Origin of the sequence: Campylobacter blaseri, assembly GCF_013201895.1 — a bacterium.
GTDB lineage: Bacteria > Campylobacterota > Campylobacteria > Campylobacterales > Campylobacteraceae > Campylobacter_B > Campylobacter_B blaseri.
The window spans coordinates 1,297,201-1,318,066 of the sequence record NZ_CP053841.1 but is presented as its reverse complement, the minus strand read 5'-3'; the positions used below and the strand labels follow the sequence as shown (position 1 = coordinate 1,318,066).

Genomic DNA, 20,866 nt, shown 5'->3' with positions numbered 1-20,866 from the left:
ACTATTTACGATTTATCTAAAAAGGTGTTATTTTATTTTTGGAAAAATTACATCCACTCTAAAATTTGCCTTATCTCATTTGTTTTAAAAACTTTTATATTTTTTTCTTCAAGAGGCATAGATGGTGCTATTATGGTTTTGAAATTTTGCATTTTAGCCTCTTTTACTCTTGCATCTAAATTTGGGATATCTCTAATCTCACCATTTAAACTAACCTCTCCAACAAAGACACTATCTTTACTTATGGCTCTATTTTTAAAACTTGAAACAATCGCCGCAAGCACTGCTAAATCAGCGGCTGTTTCTGTTATTTTTACCCCGCCAATTACATTTATAAAAACATCATAATGTCCAAGCAAAATTTCCATCTTTCTATCAAGCAAAGCTAAAAGCATATCAAGGCGGTTTTTATCATATCCAGTTGAACTTCTTTTTGGATATGAGCTTTCAGATACTAAGGCTTGAATTTCAACTGCAATTGGGCGGCTTCCTTCCATTATGATTGTGATTGCACTTCCAGCCATTGCCTTAGTTCTAGTAAAAAATCTACTATTTGCATCTTTTGCACTAATTAAACCTTTTTGGCTCATTTCAAAAATTCCAACCTCGCTAGTTGAGCCAAATCTGTTTTTAAACCCTCTAAGAAGCCTTAACTCTTTACTTGCATCTCCTTCAAAATACAAAACAACATCAACCATATGCTCAAGCACTCTAGGACCAGCAATTGAGCCTTCTTTTGTTATATGACCAATTATAAAAACACATATATTTTTCTCTTTTGCTATTCGCATAAGTTCAAAAGTTATCTCTCTAACTTGCGAGACAGAGCCGGGTGCTGAGGTTATTTTTTCGCTAAAAAGGGTTTGAATACTATCAATAATTAAAACTTTATAATCATTTTGCATTAGTTCATTTTTTATATTTTCTAGTGAAATTTCAGCAAGGAGATAGAGGTTTTTTGAAACGGCATCTAATCTATCAGCTCTCATTTTTATCTGACTTAAACTCTCTTCACCACTTACATATAGAACATTTAAATTTTTCTTAGCTAAATTCGAACCAATTTTTAAAAGCAGGGTTGATTTCCCAATTCCAGGACTTCCGCCAATTAATACCAAAGACCCAGAGACAACACCTCCGCCCAAAACTAAGTCTAACTCTTTATCTTCTGTGCTTATTCGGTTTATTTTTTCTATTTTTATATCAGAAATTTCTTGTGCTTTTGAGGGTTTTGTGCTAGAACTAGATGTGGTTTTTAAAAATTCAATTTGCTCTTTATTTAGCTCTACATAACTATCCCAAGCACCACACTCAACACATTTTCCCATCCATTTGTTTTGTCTGTTTCCACAAGCATTGCACTCAAAAATCGTTTTAATCTTGCCCATCAAAAATCGCTTCTAAAATAGTATCTATAAAATCATTGTGATTAAATGGAACTAAATCATCCATGCTCTCACCAACACCTATATATAAAATAGGTAATTTAAGCTCTTTTGCTATTCCAAACAAAGCTCCGCCTTTTGGGGTTCCATCAAGCTTTGTTATGATAATTCCATCAAGCTTTACAATATCATTAAAAGCTTTTGCTTGCACAACGCTATTGTTGCCTTGCGTGCCATCAATTACTAGAATTTTTCTGTGTGGTGCATTTTCCATAGCCTTATCTGAAATTCTAACAATTTTTTCAAGCTCTTTTGCTAAGTTTTTTTGATTTTGAAGTCTTCCTGCTGTATCTATTAAGACATTGTCAAATTTTCTAGCTATGGCTGAACTTATGGTATCGTATGCAACTGCAGAGGCGTCATGCCCTTGATTTGTAGCCACTATGGGAACATCAATTTTTAAAGCCCATTTTTTTAGTTGCTCAATTGCACCAGCTCTAAAGGTATCACAGGCGCCAAGTATTACTTTTTTATTTTCTTTTTTATATAAATTTGCTAATTTTGCTATGGTTGTAGTTTTACCAGCACCATTTACTCCTAAAATGAGTTCAACAAATGGCTTTACATCTTTTTTTTCTTTTTTATCATATGTGAAATATTTAGACATTATAGTTTTTAAATCACCCCTTTTTACTGTTTGTACAGGGGGCAAGAAAAAGATTATATCTTCCACAATATCATAATCAATATCTGCTTCAAGCAAGATATCTTCTAAGATATCTTTATTTATTTTTTGGTTTTTTGGTCTTACACTTTTTATATTTTCAACAGTTTTTGCAAACCCTTTTTTAAAAAAATCTATCATCTTTTTATAACCTTTTGTATATCTATATCTAGCATTTCACCGGGAATTAACCCTGAATACTCTTTTGTTTTTTTACCAGTTGCATCGTAAAGCAGAATGTAAGGGACTCCATTAATTCCGCCTAACGATTTCATAAAAATTTCACTTGATTCATCAGATACAACTTTATTTTTTATATTATTGTTTTTTACAAAGTTATTAACCATCTCTTTTTCTTTGTTTTCATCAGCTATTATTGTAATAACCTGCAAATACCCTTTATACTTTTCATCAATTATATTTATAAGTGGAATTTGTGCCAAGCATGGCGGACACCAAGTTGTAAAAAATACAAACATAGTTGGCAGGTTTCCGTTATCTATATTAAAGCCATTTTCTTTCTTTTTCATGCTTAAAACAGATCCATCTGTGAAATTCAAAGAAAATGGAGCGTCTATATTTTGAGTTAAAACCGCCTCTTCTTTTTTTGACATCTCTTTTTGTGATTTGTTCATATCTAAAATCAAATCTTCTTTTTTTTTATCTTTACATCCTATAAAAACAATTAAAGCCAAAGCTAATAGGATATTTTTCATGAAATTCCTTAAAAATATATAATTTAATTTACGATTATACAAAAATATACTAAAATATCTGTTAAATGAATAGAGTAAAAAATAAAAATGATTTTAGAAAAAATGCAAAACAAAGAATAAAACAAGAGGTTAAAACTAGTGCAAGGTGTAAGCATTATCCTATCTTAAAAGAGATTTTAGCTATTATAAAAAATACAAATTCCAAAAGAGTTCTTTTATATATGCCCACTTTATATGAGCCAAATTTGCTTGTGTTAAGAAGGCAATTAGCTAGAAAATATGAGCCTTATATACCACTTATACAAAATATTAGTTTTAAAATGGTAAAATTACGAGGACCTTTTTATAAATCAAAATTTGGTATAAAGGAAAATAGATATCAAAATGAATTTAAAAAAAGGATTGATGTAGCTATAGTTCCGGTTATTGGAGTTGACGGTAAAATGGCTAGAGTAGGACATGGAAAAGGGTATTATGATATATTCTTTAGCAAACTTAAATATAAGCCAATTATAATATTTGTGGAGATTAAGGACATGTTTACTAAAAGTTATATTTGTGAAGATCATGACATTATAGGTGATTTTTACATAACTCCAACAAAAAAATATTTATTAAGAGGAAAAAATGATAGAGATTATTGTAGGATTGTTGGTAGGAGTGGTAGGCGCTGGAATAGGGTATTTAATAGCCAAAAAGGTAAATGACGCAAACTATGAAATTTTCATAACACAAGCTCAAGCAAAAGCAAAGGCTATAGAGTTTGAAGCTGAAGGAATTTTGAGAGATGCAAAAATTACAGTTCAAGAGGCCGAATTTGAAGCAAAAAAGAGATATGAAGACAAAATTTCAAAACTTCAAAAAGATTATGATCTGAAATTTGATGAAATAGGCAAAAAAGAACAATCTTTAAAAGATGAAAAAAATACCTTAAATAGAGAAAGACAAGAAGTAGAAAGCTTTAAAAAAGATGCAGAAGATACCTATGAAGAAGGAATTAGCCTTAAAAAAGAGTATGATGTAAAGATAAATGAGGCGCTTAAAGTTTTAGAGCACGCAGCAGGACTTACTGAAGAAGAAGCAAGAGAAGAGGTCTTAAAAAAGGTTGAAGAAAAATCTCGTGGCGACATTGCTCACATAGTAAGAAAATATGAAGAAGAGGCAAAAAGAGAGGGAAAGAAAAAGGCATTTGATATTTTAGCTCAAGCCACAACTAGGTTTGCAGGTGAGTATGCGGCTGAGCGACTTATAAATGTTGTTGATATTAAAAACGATGATTTAAAGGGTAGGATTATTGGAAAAGAGGGAAGAAATATAAAAACTCTTGAGATGGTTTTAGGCGTTGATATTATAATAGACGATACCCCACACGCCATAATTTTAAGTAGCTTTAATCTATATAGAAGAGCTATTGCAACTCGTGTTATAGAACTTTTAGTTCAAGACGGAAGAATACAGCCAGCTAGAATAGAAGATATTCATAAAAAAGTCTGTGATGAGTTTGAAACTAGCATTAAAGAAGAGGGCGAAAATATATTGTTTGATCTGGGTATAAACGGGGTTCATCCAGAGCTTGTTAAGCTTATTGGAAAGCTTAAATTTAGAGCTAGTTATGGTCAAAATGCTTTAGGACATAGTTTAGAAGTGGCTCATCTTGCAGGTATCATGGCATCTGAAATGGGCGGTGATGAGACTTTAGCAAAAAGAGCGGGCCTTCTTCATGACATAGGAAAAGCTTTAACGCATGATTTTGAAGGAAGCCATGTTGATTTAGGCGCTGAAATTTGTAAAAGATATAAAGAACATCCTATTGTAATAAATGCTATATATGCACACCATGGACACGAAGAGGCAAAAACAGTTGAATGTGCAGCAGTTTGTGCAGCTGATGCTCTAAGTGCAGCAAGGCCAGGAGCTAGAAGAGAAGTGCTTGAGAGTTTCTTGAAAAGAGTTGCTGAGATTGAAGAGATTGCAGTTAGCAAAAAAGGAGTAAAATCAGCATATGCAATAAATGCAGGCCGAGAGGTTAGGGTTATTGTAAATGCTCATTTAGTAAATGATGATGAAGCTGTGCTTATATCAAAAGAGATAGCTGAAGAGATTGAGGGTAGGGTTCAATATCCTGGCGAAATTAAAGTTAGTGTTATAAGAGAAAGTAGAGCAGTAAATTATGCAAAATAGGAATTTATTATGAAAAAAATTTTAATTGCACTAATGTTGGTTTTTTTAAATTTGCATGCAAAAGAGGAAATTTTAATAGATAGTGCAAATGCATACACCTTAACAATGCAAGATGTTGTTATAAAAAATAGCTTAAAAGACAAATCAAAAGCGATATTGATTTTTCCAACTGTTAAAAAAGTTGGATTTGTTGTAGGTGGGATGTATGGTGCTGGGGTGGCTATAGTTAAAAACTCACCTTCTTGGAGTGTTTATAAGGCTGAGATATCAAATGCTAGTATAGGGTTTCAAATAGGTTATGAGGATAACTATTTAGTGATTTATATTATGGATGATGAAACTTTAAACAAAGTATCAAATTCCAATTTAAAAATTGGAGTTGATGCTACTGCTTCTATATGGGAAGCTAGTGCTAGTGCTGGTGCAGTAGATGTATTTAATAAAAATATGTATGCATATGTAAATAAAAAAGGTGTATTTGCAGGTGCTAGCATAGGCGGATCTGTTTTAAAAATTGACTTAAGTAGTAGATATAGTAATAGCTATTATGGATATAGCCGTCTAATGAATGCTATAGGTAAACAATACTAATGGAGGATATGTTAGCATCTTTATCAACCTATGGGTATTTGATACTATTTTTTTATACTCTAGGCGGTGGAATGGTTGCAATCATCGCGGCTGGGGTTTTAAGCTATGCTGGCAAAATGGATATAACTTTGGTTATAGTGATTGCAGCCATATCTAATATGCTTGGCGATACTTTACTATTTTATCTAGCTAGATATAGTAAGCAAGAATTTGCACCATATCTTAAAAAACAAAGAAGAAATTTAGCTTTGGCTCAAATTTTATTTAAAAAACACGGAGATAAAATTATTTTTATTCAAAAGTATCTTTATGGCATAAAAACTATAATACCTATAGCCATAGGTCTTACTAAATATCCTTTTATGAAATTTAGTATTATAAATGTTATAAGTGCTATAATCTGGGCAATATCTCTTGGTTTGTGTAGCTATTATGCTGGAGATTTTTTAATGAGGGTATTTGAAGGTATAAAAAAATATCCATTTATTATGCCTTTAATAGTATTTTTGCTTATTGGTGGAATAGTCCTTTACTTTAAAAAAGCTACAAAAAAATCTTAGTTTATTTATCCTACTAGGACTTTCTAGGTAGGTTAAATAAATTTACTAAATAGCAACTAAAAATCTTCCTATCAAGTAGCATAAAATTTTAGCTGATAAAAGTGTTAAATGCCTTCAAAAACCATTTAGAAAATTTAGGGTTAAATCATTTAATCATGCCTTCTTTGCTGTGATTACTATTTGGTGTAGTGGTATTTTTATCACTACAAATAGATATTTTAGTGAAAATCAAACTTTAACTAAAATTTCTTTTTATTTTGAAGATAAATTTTAGGATTCAAAAAACTATATCTAATAAACCCTTATCCAAAACTAGCACTTTTATATGCAACTTCTATACTTTTTATATCTTTAATTTTATACCTACAATCATACAAATAATTTAAATAAAAAAGGATAAGATGTATGCAGATTATGAGAATATGACAATAGATGAAAAAAAGGCTATGTTTATGTAATATCAAAATTACTAGGTCTTAGTGCTGATGCAACAATTGAAAGAATTACTCCAAGAGTAGCAGCTAAAGTTGATGAATTTTTAAGAGAAGCAAATAGATGCACTTTAAAAATAAGACTATTTGGTTATCTATTCACAGGAGGAATTGCAAAAAGTTTATTTTCAATTATAAGAAACATTGGTTTGACTGTAACACTAGATATATTTAACAAAATTGTTTTAAGAGTTCAAAAAATTGGACTACCTTGCTATTTTGTTTTAAAAAGAAAGTATGCTCAAGAAGTTCAATATATATTTTTTTAAGAAGGAATTGGCGGAATATATTAACTAATTTCATATAAAATTTAGATTGTGATAAATTCACAATCTAAAAATATATGAGGTTAAAAATGGAAGGTCTTTACGAAATAATCCGTTCTATTTGCATTTTTATAAATACTGACCTTAAAAAAAATATATATTTTGAGATACTACTTTTTGTAATAATAATTATACTATTATTAGTATTTTCTCCACACTATTAATGAAAAATGAATTATAATTTATACTATAAATATAAGATAGAAGAGCCAAATAGGATTACTTCTAGGTGGGATTATAGATGATTTACCTTATTAAGGGAGACAACAAATAATCAAGCTTAGACTTGCAATGATAAATAAAAAGTGAGATATACACAATAGTTCCTATCGCTAAAAATAATGCATCCCCCCGATTGTTTGGCAAAAGCTCAATCGGGTCTCCTTTGATAAGAATATATATATAACTAGGACCGAGAGTAATGAACAAACTGCGAATAGCACAAATTCTTATCTCAGGAGTATTTATAGCGTAAAACACTACCCCTAAAATACATAGATGTGAAAAAAGTGCAATAAATCTATATATCAAGCGATTCCTTCTTTAAACCAAAGACTATCACATACATAATTATTCCTTTCATAATATAATTCAAAAATTTATTTTACTAAAGTAATTTTAAGAGCTATTTAAAAAACAATAATTAGCCTTATCTATCATTTTCTAAGCTACAAAAATTACATACCTAGTGTAACACCTTTCTTTTGACTTTTTTTATTAGCTTGTTCTATTTTTTTCTGTTCTCTCTCTTTTAAAACATTCACAATTTTTGCTGGATGCTATTTTGCTGCTAAAAATAGATATGCTCAAGAATTACAATATATCTTTTTCTTAGGCGAGTAAGATTATGAGATAATAAGATTATAAGATAACAGCTAGGCTGTTATCTTATATATTTTAAATTTTTACAGGCTCTATGAATTCCATTTTTACAAGCTTTTTTATAATAAAAAATAGCTTCTTTTTTAGTTTCTATATCTTTAGTTTCATTATAATTTAATTCTAAATTTGTTCCATATGCATAGCAACCATCGAAATAATTGCCATCACAAGATTTTTTTAAATAGTTTAAAAAATTGTTATCTTTATAACCAAGCATAGTTGCAATTACCATACAATATACACCATCATTTTCATTGCATTTTTTATCACTTAATTTCATATAATTATCATAGCATGTGCAAGCTTTTTTATCATTATTTTGACAATATTCTTTTAGTTTAGATGCTGTAAGAAATAAACTTTCTTTGTCTTGTTTATATAAATTAGAATAAATAATTTTACAATCATCTGCGTTTAAGTAGCATAATACTGTCAACATCAAAATTATTTTTTTCATTTTTAACTCCTTTTGGCTCCAAATATTAGCATATTTTACAATAAATACTATTATAAATAAATTATCTACTAATTCCTCTATTTCTTTCTAAAACCCTTTCAAGCTCTATTTTATTCTTTTTTATAAATACTGATCTTGAAAAAAATATATATTTTGAGATACTGTTTTTTGTAGTAATAATTATACTATTGTTAGTATTTTCTCCACGCTATTAATGGAAAATTAATTATAATTTATGCTGTAAATGTTAGATGGAAAAGTCAAATGGGGCTTTTACTATATGGCATAATAGATGAGTTACCATATTAATTTGGTATACTTGCACTGTAAAAATAGATTTTACAGTGCACTCTATAAAAAGGTATTTTATGAAAGACTTGATATTGCGTGTAGCAATAATTTTTATTGTTATAATGGCTGTATATTTAACAATTCCAAGCAAGAACCTAGAATCACTCTATATGGAAACTAAAATTTTTTTTGGAACCATTTGTTTTTGTATTTTGGTGGTATTGACAATTAGTGACTTCAATAAATAATTCTTGTTCTTTTTGTTGCAGAAATTACATACTTAGCGTAACACCTTTCTTTTGACTTTTTTTATTAGCTTGTTCTATTTTTTTCTGTTCTCTCTCTTTTAAAACATTCACAATTTTTGCTGTATCTCTGTCAAAATCAACTTTAAATTCTTTAATTCGTTCTTGTTGTTCTCTTGTAATTCTTTGTTTAACTTCATTAACAAGTTCTCGAACTCTGTTTGTAAAATTTTTAGTAAATTTTTAGAAAGTGAAATTCTAAGATCACAAAGAGTTATGGATATAGTTTTAAAAGGCATAGATTTAACAACTCTGGCTCTTTTTATAAAGGATGTGGCTAAATTTTTAATTGAAAGTAAAAACTTTACAGGAAGTATTTATGCATTTTTAAAAAAAGATAATAACTGGGCTACATTAATAAATTCTGGGTTAAGAGCATCATACAACACTATTTTTATATCTGCATATGATAAGAATGCTCTTTATAGAGCGGTTGTTGATAAAGTAAATGTTAATTGGAAAAGTCAAATGGGACTTTTATTGGCTGGCTTTATAGATGAATTACGTTAAAAGTGATATAATGTCCATTCCTTGTAAAGGAGTGGACTATAAAAATTTATAATATATTAGATGCAATTGTTATAATATTATTTTTGATTTCAATGATTTTATTTTTAAAAAATATTTATTCTAAAAAAAAATATGATCTGACCATATGTGTCATACTTATGGTGATTAGTTGTTTTTTTATATTTTTAAATATAAATGCTGGCTTTATAAGAAGTAATTTACCACCTTATATATTGTTTTTTTTATTTTTTTATGCTTTTTTAGATGCACTAAAACACAAATAATTTACCTACTTATACCCCACCTTGATATTGTTCTTTCAATTTTTCTTTTATTATCTTTTATGATTTTTGCAATTTCATTGACACCGCTTTTAATACATCGTTTGTGTTGTTCGTAAAGTTCTTTTCCAAAGCTTGTAATATTTCTGCTAAAATATCTAACTAGCTTTTAATCTTTTTTGTATCTTTTAAGTATCTTATTAATTATTTCATATAAGCAAACAATAGCTTAATTTACTAATAACCAACATTTGCTATCTTGATATAGTATAATTCAGATAAACTTACCCCCCCAGCAAACCATACAATATCTTTAACTATGCCTCTAATTTTCCAACTAAATCCCACATTAAATAAAAACATCTAACTTTTATTCTACCTTTTGCCATATTTTTATCTATCTTTAAGCTTAGCTTGTATATAATTCTATTTCCGCTTTGAGAGATAGCTTTTTAAAGAGTTAATGTATAACTCTTATAATAAGGGCTTTTAAAGCATGTTTTTTAAATTATAAATGTTAAACTATTTTAAATTTACAAAGTCAATCTTTGAAATCTAAACTAGTGATCGATTGAGTCAGATAATTTTAAATTATATTATATAATAATAGTTTAAAACTATAACACTAAAACTATCTTTTTTTGTTTAAAGAGAAATTAGTAAGTTTTAAATATACTATTAAAAATCAATTTAAAGTTTTAGATTAAAACTTCATAACTAAACAAACTAATCTTAAATAAGAGTTTTTCTTATTTAAATTAAAAACAATTTTTTATGGAGAGTTTGATCCTGGCTCAGAGTGAACGCTGGCGGCGTGCCTAATACATGCAAGTCGAACGATGAAGCTTCTAGCTTGCTAGAAGTGGATTAGTGGCGCACGGGTGAGTAATGTATAGCTAACCTGCCCCTCAGAAGAGAACAACAGTTAGAAATGACTGCTAATACTCTATACTCCTTCTTAACATAAGTTAAGTCGGGAAATGTCTTTTCGCTGAGGGATGGGGCTATATTGTATCAGTTTGTTGGTGGGGTAATGGCCTACCAAGACTATGACGCATAACTGGTCTGAGAGGATGATCAGTCACACTGGAACTGAGACACGGTCCAGACTCCTACGGGAGGCAGCAGTAAGGAATATTGCGCAATGGGCGAAAGCCTGACGCAGCAACGCCGCGTGGAGGATGACACTTTTCGGAGCGTAAACTCCTTTTGTTAGGGAAGAATAATGACGGTACCTAACGAATAAGCACCGGCTAACTCCGTGCCAGCAGCCGCGGTAATACGGAGGGTGCAAGCGTTACTCGGAATCACTGGGCGTAAAGGGCGCGTAGGCGGATTATCAAGTCTCTTGTGAAATCTGGTGGCTTAACCATCAAACTGCTTGGGAAACTGATAGTCTAGAGTGAGGGAGAGGTAGATGGAATTCTTGGTGTAGGGGTAAAATCCGTAGAGATCAAGAGGAATACCTATTGCGAAAGCGATCTACTAGAACTCAACTGACGCTGAGGCGCGAAAGCGTGGGTAGCAAACAGGATTAGATACCCTGGTAGTCCACGCCCTAAACGATGTATACTAGTTGTTGCTGTGCTAGACACGGCAGTAATGCACCTAACGGATTAAGTATACCGCCTGGGGAGTACGGTCGCAAGATTAAAACTCAAAGGAATAGACGGGGACCCGCACAAGCGGTGGAGCATGTGGTTTAATTCGAAGATACGCGAAGAACCTTACCTGGGCTTGACTTCCAACAAATCTTTTAGAGATAGAAGAGTGCTTGTTTACAAGAATGTTGTGACAGGTGCTGCACGGCTGTCGTCAGCTCGTGTCGTGAGATGTTGGGTTAAGTCCCGCAACGAGCGCAACCCACGTGTTTAGTTGCTAACAGTTAGGCTGAGCACTCTAAACAGACTGCCTTCGTAAGGAGGAGGAAGGTGTGGACGACGTCAAGTCATCATGGCCCTTATGCCCAGGGCGACACACGTGCTACAATGACATATACAATGAGAAGCAATATCGCGAGGTGGAGCAAATCTATAAAATATGTCCCAGTTCGGATTGGAGTCTGCAACTCGACTCCATGAAGCCGGAATCGCTAGTAATCGTAGATCAGCCATGCTACGGTGAATACGTTCCCGGGTCTTGTACTCACCGCCCGTCACACCATGGGAGTTGATTTCACTCGAAGCCGGAATGCAAAACTTGCTACCGTCCACAGTGGAATTAGCGACTGGGGTGAAGTCGTAACAAGGTAACCGTAGGTGAACCTGCGGTTGGATCACCTCCTTTCTAGAGTACAATAGATATTTCTCACAAAATATCTATCATTAGAAAATACGATTAAAATTAAAAATCTCAATCATCACGGTTTAGATTTCATAGATTGACTTAGATAAATAAAAATAAGACTAATAGAGTAATTAATCAGTTATTAGTTTTAGTTTCCCGAATGGGCCTATAGCTCAGCTGGTTAGAGTGCACCCCTGATAAGGGTGAGGTCATAAGTTCAAGTCTTATTAGGCCCACCATTATGACTTTAAACAATTAAGTTTATAAGTTGTATCTTATCATTAGAAGGAAAATTCTTAATTATTATATAAATAATAAAAAGATGGGGAATTAGCTCAGCTGGGAGAGCGCCTGCCTTGCACGCAGGAGGTCAGCGGTTCGATCCCGCTATTCTCCACCATTTATATTTAAGTTGATTTAAAAACAAAAATAGAAGTAAATAATAAATAGTTTAACAAAGTACATATAAGTATATTAAGTTTATAATAAAATACTATATCTTTTAAATAAGATTTAAAAGTATCTTATTATAATTACTATCTTAAAATAATATATATTATAATTTAGTCTAAAATATAGATAATAATAGTCTAAATAAAGAGTTATTAATATATCTAACTAATGAGTTTATCTCTTTTTAGTTTATAGATATAAGAAATAAATAACTTTTTATTTAGATTACTAAGAGTTAATTTTAGAATCTAATGTTATTTAAGTTATCATTGTTAAAAGTCACAAAAAAGTTTTAATAAATTAAAACAATTTTACAGGACTTGTTAAGGCTTTAAATAAAAGACTACAAAAGCAAATCTTTAATACCAAACTGTTATCTGGTTTTAAATGATCAAAGATTAATATCACGACTTATATAGGTTTTTAAAACTTATCTATATATAGTTTTTAATCTCTTTCCGTCTTAAGTCTAATATTTAAATACTATAAGGTTATATACATATAATTTTATCTTTAACAAGGAAGTGATGCGTAATTAGAATATAAACATAATCTAAAAATATAAAAACTTCTTTTACCGATTAAGACTTAACTATTAGCTAATAATTTGTTTAATTGCAAATTTACGACACTTCTTTAGAAGTGTTGTGCTTTAGGTGGGTCAAGGGAGCATAGCTCCTTGTCGGAAGACTAGCTTTGCTAGTCTGAGAAGTAAAAAAAAGGTAAGCTACTAAGAGCGAATGGTGGATGCCTAGGTTAGTAGAGGCGATGAAGGACGTGCTAGACTGCGATAAGTCTCGGGGAGTTGTCAAGAAACTTTGATCCGGGAATTTCCGAATGGGGCAACCCAGTATATAGTAATATATACTACCTATATGGGGCGAACGTTGGGAATTGAAACATCTTAGTACCAACAGGAAGAGAAATCAAAAGAGATTTCGAAAGTAGCGGTGAGCGAAATCGAAAGAGGGCAAACCACTAGTTTACTAGTGGGGTTGTAGGACTGTAACATAGAATTAACAAGCTTAGCAGAATAATCTGGAAAGATTAATCATAGAGGGTGATAGTCCCGTATGCGAAAAGTAAGTTATACTTAGCAGTATCCTGAGTAGGGCGAGACACGTGTAATCTTGCTTGAAGCTGGGTAGACCACTATCCAACCCTAAATACTACTACTAAACCGATAGTGCACAAGTACCGTGAGGGAAAGGTGAAAAGAACTGAGGTGATCAGAGTGAAATAGAACCTGAAACCATTTGCTTACAATCATTCAGAGCCCTATGATTTATCAGGGTGATGGACTGCCTTTTGCATAATGAGCCTGCGAGTTGTGATGTCTGGCAAGGTTAAGGAAACCCGGAGCCGTAGCGAAAGCGAGTCTTAATAGGGCGTTTAGTCAGATGTTGCAGACCCGAAACGAAGTGATCTATCCATGAGCAGGTTGAAACCGGTGTAAGAGCCGGCGGAGGACCGAACCCATTGACGTTGAAAAGTCCTGGGATGACTTGTGGATAGGGGTGAAAGGCCAATCAAACTTCGTGATAGCTGGTTCTCTCCGAAATATATTTAGGTATAGCGTTATGTAGTAACTAAAGGGGGTAGAGCACTGAATGGGCTAGGGCATATACCAATGTACCAAACCCTATCAAACTCCGAATACCTTTAGTGTAATCATAGCAGTCAGGCGGCGAGTGATAAAATCCGTCGTCGAGAGGGAAACAACCCAGACTACCGACTAAGGTCCCAAAATCTTATTTAAGTGGAAAACGATGTGAAGTTACTGAAACAACCAGGAGGTTGGCTTAGAAGCAGCCATCCTTTAAAGATAGCGTAATAGCTCACTGGTCTAGTGATTTTGCGCGGAAAATATAACGGGGCTAAAATAAGTACCGAAGTCGTAGACTTGCACACTACTTAGCTCTTTTAATTATAGTTATATTTAAAACTAGCGATAGCGATTTTTGCTTTAGCAAAAAAGTTTTAAAATATCTTATGATAAAAAAAGAGAGTTAAGTTGTGTGCAAGTGGTAGGAGAGCGTTCTATTCAGCGTTGAAGGTGTACCGATAAGGAGCGCTGGAGCGGATAGAAGTGAGCATGCAGGCATGAGTAGCGATAATTAATGTGAGAATCATTAACGCCGAAAACCCAAGGTTTCCTACGCGATGCTCGTCATCGTAGGGTTAGTCGGGTCCTAAGCAAAGTCCGAAAGGGGTATGCGATGGAAAATTGGTTAATATTCCAATACCAATTATTATGCGCGATGGAAGGACGCTTAAAGTTAATGGAGCTAGCTGATGGAATAGCTAGTCGAAGGATGTAGATTGAGTTATAGGCAAATCCGTAACTCTTTATTCGAGATCTAACAGGCTTATGAAGCTCTTCGGAGCGGATTAAGAATCCATGATACTATCGAGCCAAGAAAAGTTTCTAAGTATAATAATAATTGCCCGTACCGTAAACCAACACAGGTGGGTGGGATGAGTATTCTAAGGCGCGTGGAAGAACCCTCTTTAAGGAACTCTGCAAAATAGCACCGTATCTTCGGTATAAGGTGTGCCTACTAAGGTATTAGGATTTACTCCGAAAGCTTTAGAGGTTACAATAAAGAGTCCCTTCCGACTGTTTACCAAAAACACAGCACTCTGCTAACACGTAAGTGGATGTATAGGGTGTGACGCCTGCCCGGTGCTCGAAGGTTAATTGATGGAGTTAGCATTAGCGAAGCTCTTGATCGAAGCCCGAGTAAACGGCGGCCGTAACTATAACGGTCCTAAGGTAGCGAAATTCCTTGTCGGTTAAATACCGACCTGCATGAATGGCGTAACGAGTTGGGAGCTGTCTCAAAGAGGGATCCAGTGAAATTGTAGTGGAGGTGAAAATTCCTCCTACCCGCGGCAAGACGGAAAGACCCCGTGGACCTTTACTATAGCTTGACACTGCTACTTGGATAAAGATGTGCAGGATAGGTGGGAGGCTTTGAGTATATGACGCCAGTTGTATATGAGCCATTGTTGAGATACCACTCTTCTTTATTCGGGTAGCTAACTAGCATGAGTTATCCTCATGTAGGACAATGTCTGGTGGGTAGTTTGACTGGGGCGGTCGCCTCCCAAATAATAACGGAGGCTTACAAAGGTTGGCTCAAAACGGTTGGAAATCGTTTGTAGAGTATAAAGGCATAAGCCAGCTTAACTGCAAGACCTACAAGTCGAGCAGAGACGAAAGTCGGTCTTAGTGATCCGGTGGTTCTGTGTGGAAGGGCCATCGCTCAAAGGATAAAAGGTACCCCGGGGATAACAGGCTGATCTCCCCCAAGAGCTCACATCGACGGGGAGGTTTGGCACCTCGATGTCGGCTCATCGCATCCTGGGGCTGGAGCAGGTCCCAAGGGTATGGCTGTTCGCCATTTAAAGCGGTACGCGAGCTGGGTTCAGAACGTCGTGAGACAGTTCGGTCCCTATCTGCCGTGGGCGTAAGAAGATTGAGGAGAGTTGACCCTAGTACGAGAGGACCGGGTTGAACCAACCACTGGTGTATAGGTTGTTCTGCCAAGAGCATCGCCTAGTAGCTAAGTTGGGATGTGATAAGAGCTGAAAGCATCTAAGCTCGAAGCCAACTCCAAGATGAATCTTCTTTTAAGAGCTCTAGTAGACTACTAGTTTGATAGGCTGGATGTGTAAGTGATGAAAGTCATTTAGCTGACCAGTACTAATAGCTCGTTTGCTTACTTTTTAATTTACTTTTATCAGTCGAACAAAGTCCGACTTAAAGTAACAAACACTAAAGTTACGCATTTACTATGTAAATGTTAGATAAAGGTATAATAAGCATCACTTCCTTGTTAAGGATAAAGAAGTTTAGCTTTGTAGTATCTTTGCACAAAAGCTCAAACTATTTCTTCACTCACTACCAACAAGGTAGCTTGTTTGAAATAGTCCAACCTTTTGCACAAATGTATTATCAAATCCAAAACTTAATTAATGGCAAATAATAAATATTTGTTGATTAAGTTTGTAATAAAACTTATATTAATAACAAGAATAAATGTTTTACATTAAAACTTTTGACTTTTAACGATTAACACTTAACAGTGTTTAATAAGAGAACTAAATTTAATAAAGTAGTTAATTAGACTATCTTTTATTAATCAATTAAAATAGTTTTTTTATTTAACACTGTTCGTGGCTATACAGACGAGGAAACGCCTTGTTCCATCTCGAACCAAGAAGCTAAGCTCGTCGTGGCTGATGATACTCTCTCTTACTGGGATGTGGGAAAGTAGGTCGCTGCGGACTTTGTTAATTTATAACTTACACTTACAAATAATCCAATAAACAATTACTTTATAAAATTATCATTTATACATACTAGTAATCTATTGTCTATTGCATTTACAATAAGCAATCATGTGTTTGATTATCTGCACTATATTGTATATTATCACTCTAATTTTATAGATATGTTTTTAAATTTTGCTTTTAATAGACTAATTTATTTTTAGGATAAATATTTTTAGTAATATGTTACTACATTAGTTTATCTTTACATATATATTTTTCCAAAAGAGCTTATTTGTCATTATTTGTGGCTAATTTTAGTAAAATTAAAGTAAAAAATATTTTACACTATTCCACAAAAAGTTTTATAGAATTTTATATAGTATTTTACTGCTCTTTAAATGCTATTTAATACTACAAGAAATTTATAAGAATTTCAAAAGTATTTATGTAAAATAATCACTAAAATATAATATACTAAATTTACATTTTACTAGGAGATAAAACAATGAAACAAATTTTAACTTTAATTTTTGTATTATTTATATTTACAAATTTAACTTTTGCAAATGATGTAAATAAAAGCTTAAATAATGAGCAAACTTTACTTGATAAAAACCAGAATTTAATAAATAAAAAAATACAACTTATGGATAATTTTTTTCTTGCAATCCAAAATTTAGACAAGAAAGAAGTACAAAGTTTTCTTTTAAAAGATAAAAAAATAATCAATACCCAGCATAATGGCTTTCGTGCCGTAGATGTTTGCCTTTTTAATGACAATTTTGACATAGAAATGCTTAAATTGCTACTAGCACATAAGCCACAGTTAGATTATTTAATTCCATCATTTAAGAATATGTCACCTTTGCAAATGATAGCAACAGCAGACAATTTAAAAGATGGAATACTTCTTGCAAAACTTCTTGTAGATAGTGGGGCAAATGTAGATTTTAAAGATAGTAATGGAGATGGTTCTAGTTCTGCTTTGATATTTAGCTATATATCAGATAATTATGAATTTTTTAAATTTTTAATTGAAAAAGGTGCAAACTTAAAATTAACAAATGAAAACAATAAAGATATTATTGATTATATGCTAAGTAATTATTTAAATGAAATTATAAAATATCATCCAAATATAAAACTATCATTTGAAAATAAAATTCCACAAGATATTTTTCAAATTACCACTAAAGATAGTTATAGATTAATAAGTGATGCAAATTTAAAGTATTTAAAAACTATTTTTCGAACAAAATCTTTACAAGATTTAAATCAAAACATTATTGCAACACTAGCAAAATATTACGCTTTAACAAATGAAATATCTGGATTAGAACTATTGTTAAAACAGGGTTTGTGCGATAATAATAAATTATGCTATAAATTAAATCAAATAGCCATATTAAATAGCAATGTGGCAGTTATAAATTTATTAAATAAAAGGATTAATTAATGAAACAAATTTTAACTTTAATGTTTGCATTTTTTATATTTGCAAATTTAGCTTTTGCAAATGATTTGGATAAAAGCTTAAATAATTATAAAAATTCCAATATAAACAAAAATTTAAATCAAGAAATTGATGAACTATCAAATGCTATAATGGAACAAGATTATAACAAAATAAAGACTATACTTGATACAAACCCAGAGATAATAAATTTTAGAAATAGTTATAATATGCTTCCTATCCAAGTATTTTTTGAAGCTACTGATTTTGCCAATGCTGATTATAAAATACTTGAAATTTTGTTAAGCTATGATAATTTACTATTAAGTCCAGCAATTATGGTCGAAGTTTTAGGTGGAGTTTTGTATAGAGGTGATAAAAATGCAGATAAAGTAATGGATAAATTTATACAAATGGGACTTGATAATGAAAAAATTAACTCTTTTTGGAAATTAAATTGGAGACTAAGTGGTGCATACTCAAATCCATATTTTAGTATTTTATATGATAAAAAGCATTTCAAACTTTATCAAATTTATCTTAACAAATTTAATGGTAATCCGAATTTTGGTGTCTTTAATAGTATTGGCTTAGATTTGTTTGATTTTGTTAGGAGTAGAGGTTTTGAACTTAAAAAAGATACAAAACTTAGCAAAAAGGCAGAAAATTTTTTACATTCAAATGAATATATAAATTTTAGAGATGAAAAAATGAAATGGGCATATGAGTATTTAAAACATATAGACTATAAAGATATAGAACAATCACAAAAATTTATGTTTGAAATTTTTTGTAACTTTACAAAAGATGAAAAGCTTAAAGAGATAATTAAAAAGTAAGATATAAAACATATATTTTTGTTTGCTTGGTGCTATTTAGAAGCATTGGTACTTATACGAATTATATGTGCTCTAAATTTTAAACTTCATATTTATTTAACCATTTAAACTAATTCTGATAATTAATATAAATAAGTGTTTATTTAGATATATTATAGGTGTAATTAATTCAAAAAGGAAACAATCATGAAAAAACTACTTTTAACACTACTACTTAGCTTTACATTCTTATTTAGTGCAATAAACATTAATACTGCTTCAAAAGAGGAACTTATGAGCATTAAAGGTGTTGGTGAAAAGACAGCAGAGTATATAATAGATTATAGAAAAGATAAGAAATTTGAAAAGATAGAGGATATTAAAAATATAAAGGGAATAGGTGATAAGAAATTTGAAGTTATTAAAGATGATATAACTATATCAGGTAAAACAATAACAAAAAACAAAGATAACAATAAAGATAGTAGTAATAAAAGATAGATTATTATAGATACTAGGTTTTTAAATTAAGATTTTAAATAAAATAAAGCTAATAATATAAAATCTTAAATACTGTTTTTAAAAATAGTATTGCGTATTATATTTATTAGCCTAACTAAAATGATATGTTGGTTATCTTATAAAATAAATTAGTTATTAAACTTTATTTTAATGCTTATATGTTTTTAGTATTTAAGAATTTAGCACTTAAACCTATGCTAATTTATGATTTTTAATATGTTTGACTATATATTAATTTTTAAGAGTCTATACTCTTTATCAAACCTAAATGCTAATAAATTCTGGAGTATTCCAAAAAAACACATAAAGGTGATAAAGCTACTACCACCATAACTAAAAAAGGGTAGAGGTATACCAACCACAGGCGCAAAACCTATGGTCATGGAGATGTTGACGGATATATATATAAACATCATAATGGCAATTCCATTTGTGATAACTCTTGCTAAAAAGTCATCTTTTAATTTGTGGTTTAAAGATAGTAGGTGAGATATTAAGAGAAAATACATGCTTATTAAAAAAAGATTACCAATAAATCCAAATCTCTCTCCATTGTATGCAAATATAAAATCACTAGTAGCGATTGGGAGGAATTTGAAATGAGTTTGAGTTGCTTCATCTTTAGGTTTTCCGCTCATTCCGCCATTTCCTATAGCGATTATTGATTGTTTTACATGGTAGCTTGGTTCTTCTGATATAAAATCAGTAATGCGTTTTTTTTGATAATCATGAAGGCTTTGATATAAAATAGGAGATGAAATTCCTAATACTAGAGCAATGGATAACCATATTTTTTTATTTACTCCTATTATAAACAAAACTCCATATCCTGTTAGTAGTAAAATTAAAGCAGTTCCAAGATCTGGTTCTTTTAGTATTAAAAAAAATGGCAAAAATATAAAAAAACTTATCTTTATAAATTCTTTTAAATTATAACCATCTTCTTCTGGTGGATTTTTCTTTATAATATATCCAAGCATAAGCAAAAAAGAGGGTTTTATTATTTCACTTGGTTGGATTGTAAAATGCACAAAAGGAATTTCTATCCATCTTTGAGCCCCTAGTTTACTAACACCAAAAAATTCAACACTTATTAATAAAATTATATTAAGCCAATATGTAGCAGGAATAAGCCAGTCAATTTTTCTTATAGGAAGTAGGAAAAAAAATAAAAATACCATAAATCCTATCCCAAAATAGACATATTGTTTTATAGCTAGCATTTGGCTTACTTCTGATATCAATATATGAGATAGAAAAATTATTGGAAGTATTAAAAAAGGCTGAATGAAATCAAAATGTGTTAAAATACGCTTATCGAAAATTATCAAATAATCTATCCTTTTAAAATAA

The 20,866-nt window shown here is 31.4% G+C and carries 13 protein-coding genes, 2 tRNA genes and 3 rRNA genes; 13 read left to right on the top strand and 5 right to left on the bottom strand.

Annotation, left to right across the window (positions count from 1 at the left end; translation table 11 throughout):
- Positions 1-47: 47 nt before the first annotated feature.
- Genes radA through CBLAS_RS06595 form a run of 3 tightly spaced genes read right to left on the bottom strand, consistent with a single transcriptional unit; the run spans position 48 to position 2,825 of the window.
- Positions 48-1,388, bottom strand: a complete 1,341-nt coding sequence (gene radA, locus CBLAS_RS06605) for a DNA repair protein RadA (protein ID WP_106872499.1) — start codon at positions 1,386-1,388, stop codon at positions 48-50.
- Entirely contained in the window at positions 1,375-2,250 is an 876-nt protein-coding gene (ftsY, locus tag CBLAS_RS06600) for a signal recognition particle-docking protein FtsY (protein ID WP_106872501.1), read from the bottom strand. The genes radA and ftsY overlap by 14 nt, the downstream gene beginning before the upstream one ends.
- Positions 2,247-2,825 carry a TlpA family protein disulfide reductase gene (locus CBLAS_RS06595; RefSeq protein WP_106872503.1) on the bottom strand — a complete coding sequence of 193 codons (579 nt, stop codon included), beginning with the start codon at positions 2,823-2,825 and terminating at the stop codon, positions 2,247-2,249. The genes ftsY and CBLAS_RS06595 overlap by 4 nt, the downstream gene beginning before the upstream one ends.
- A gap of 65 nt (positions 2,826-2,890) precedes the next feature.
- Here CBLAS_RS06595 and CBLAS_RS06590 point away from each other — a divergent pair, with 65 nt between their 5' ends.
- From CBLAS_RS06590 to CBLAS_RS06575, 4 genes are read left to right on the top strand one after another with little or no spacing between them, the layout of a single operon-like run.
- Positions 2,891-3,532: a 5-formyltetrahydrofolate cyclo-ligase gene (locus CBLAS_RS06590; protein WP_106872505.1), complete on the top strand. Its 642-nt coding sequence runs from the start codon at positions 2,891-2,893 to the stop codon at positions 3,530-3,532.
- A complete protein-coding gene (gene rny, locus CBLAS_RS06585) occupies positions 3,453-5,006 on the top strand; it encodes a ribonuclease Y (protein ID WP_106872507.1) in 1,554 nt (517 codons plus the stop codon). The genes CBLAS_RS06590 and rny overlap by 80 nt, the downstream gene beginning before the upstream one ends.
- A gap of 9 nt (positions 5,007-5,015) precedes the next feature.
- The gene (locus CBLAS_RS06580) at positions 5,016-5,597 is read left to right on the top strand and encodes a lipid-binding SYLF domain-containing protein (protein WP_106872509.1); all 582 of its coding nucleotides are present in this window, start codon (positions 5,016-5,018) and stop codon (positions 5,595-5,597) included.
- Positions 5,597-6,157: a DedA family protein gene (locus CBLAS_RS06575; protein WP_106872511.1), complete on the top strand. Its 561-nt coding sequence runs from the start codon at positions 5,597-5,599 to the stop codon at positions 6,155-6,157. Before CBLAS_RS06580 ends, CBLAS_RS06575 begins: the two co-directional genes overlap by 1 nt.
- A gap of 1,700 nt (positions 6,158-7,857) precedes the next feature.
- Here CBLAS_RS06575 and CBLAS_RS06570 read toward each other — a convergent pair.
- Entirely contained in the window at positions 7,858-8,313 is a 456-nt protein-coding gene (locus CBLAS_RS06570) for an SEL1-like repeat protein (RefSeq protein ID WP_106872513.1), read from the bottom strand.
- A gap of 812 nt (positions 8,314-9,125) precedes the next feature.
- Between CBLAS_RS06570 and CBLAS_RS06565 the strand changes: the two genes are divergently transcribed.
- From CBLAS_RS06565 to CBLAS_RS06525, 9 genes are all read left to right on the top strand, one after another.
- Positions 9,126-9,419, top strand: a complete 294-nt coding sequence (locus tag CBLAS_RS06565) for a hypothetical protein (RefSeq protein WP_106872514.1) — start codon at positions 9,126-9,128, stop codon at positions 9,417-9,419.
- Between the two features lie 1,052 nt (positions 9,420-10,471).
- Positions 10,472-11,986: ribosomal RNA gene (locus tag CBLAS_RS06560) — 16S ribosomal RNA — on the top strand.
- Between the two features lie 162 nt (positions 11,987-12,148).
- A tRNA-Ile gene (locus CBLAS_RS06555) sits at positions 12,149-12,225 on the top strand.
- A gap of 85 nt (positions 12,226-12,310) precedes the next feature.
- Positions 12,311-12,386, top strand: a tRNA-Ala gene (locus CBLAS_RS06550).
- Between the two features lie 773 nt (positions 12,387-13,159).
- A 23S ribosomal RNA gene (locus CBLAS_RS06545) occupies positions 13,160-16,172 on the top strand.
- Between the two features lie 445 nt (positions 16,173-16,617).
- A 5S ribosomal RNA gene (gene rrf / locus CBLAS_RS06540) occupies positions 16,618-16,735 on the top strand.
- The 16S, 23S and 5S rRNA genes sit together here with 2 tRNA genes alongside, the layout of an rRNA operon.
- Before the next feature lie 490 nt (positions 16,736-17,225).
- Entirely contained in the window at positions 17,226-18,176 is a 951-nt protein-coding gene (locus CBLAS_RS06535; protein WP_106872936.1) for an ankyrin repeat domain-containing protein, read from the top strand.
- Positions 18,176-19,012 carry a hypothetical protein gene (locus CBLAS_RS06530; RefSeq protein ID WP_106872934.1) on the top strand — a complete coding sequence of 279 codons (837 nt, stop codon included), beginning with the start codon at positions 18,176-18,178 and terminating at the stop codon, positions 19,010-19,012. Before CBLAS_RS06535 ends, CBLAS_RS06530 begins: the two co-directional genes overlap by 1 nt.
- 186 nt (positions 19,013-19,198) lie before the next feature.
- Complete coding sequence (locus tag CBLAS_RS06525) at positions 19,199-19,492, top strand: ComEA family DNA-binding protein (RefSeq protein WP_172658192.1); 294 nt, start codon at positions 19,199-19,201, stop codon at positions 19,490-19,492.
- A 245-nt stretch (positions 19,493-19,737) separates the two neighbouring features.
- Here the strand turns inward: CBLAS_RS06525 and CBLAS_RS06520 are convergent, their stop codons facing one another.
- Positions 19,738-20,844 (bottom strand): FtsW/RodA/SpoVE family cell cycle protein, encoded by a 1,107-nt coding sequence (locus CBLAS_RS06520; protein WP_172658191.1) that lies wholly within the window; start codon positions 20,842-20,844, stop codon positions 19,738-19,740.
- Between the last annotated feature and the right edge of the window lie 22 nt (positions 20,845-20,866).